Source organism: Desertibacillus haloalkaliphilus (genome assembly GCF_019039105.1).
GTDB lineage: Bacteria > Bacillota > Bacilli > Bacillales > KJ1-10-99 > Desertibacillus > Desertibacillus haloalkaliphilus.
Genome location: NZ_JAHPIV010000343.1, coordinates 1 through 377 on the forward strand (window position 1 = coordinate 1; position 377 = coordinate 377).

1 protein-coding gene is annotated in these 377 nt (G+C 50.7%); it reads right to left on the minus strand.

Annotated features, from left to right (window positions below; translation table 11 throughout):
* Positions 1–377: hypothetical protein (locus tag KH400_RS30055; RefSeq protein ID WP_217228354.1), on the minus strand; the 377-nt coding region annotated here is incomplete at both ends.

Consider the following 377-nt stretch of genomic DNA (forward strand, 5'->3'; position numbering starts at 1 on the left):
CTCCTTTCCCTTCTTCCTCTCCTTTCCCCCTCTCTTTTTCCTCCTTTTTTTCCTTTTCTTTCTCCCTTCCCCCCTTCCCCCTCCCTTTCTCCTCCCTTCCTTTCTTCCTTTCCCTTCCTCTCCTCTTTTTCTCCTTCCCCTCCCCCTTTTCCCTCTTTTTCCTTTTTTCTTTCCCCCCCTCTTCCTTCTTTCCTTTTTTCCCCTTTCCTCCTTTCCTTCCTCCCTTCCTTCCTTCTCCCCCTTTCTTTTTCCTCCCTTTCTCTCTCCTCTCTTTTCCTTCCTTCCTTTCCCTCTCTCCCCTTTTTTCTCCCCCCTTCCCTTTCTCTTCTCCCCCTCTCCTCTCCCCCTCTCCCTCTCTCCCTCTCTTCTTCCTTCTT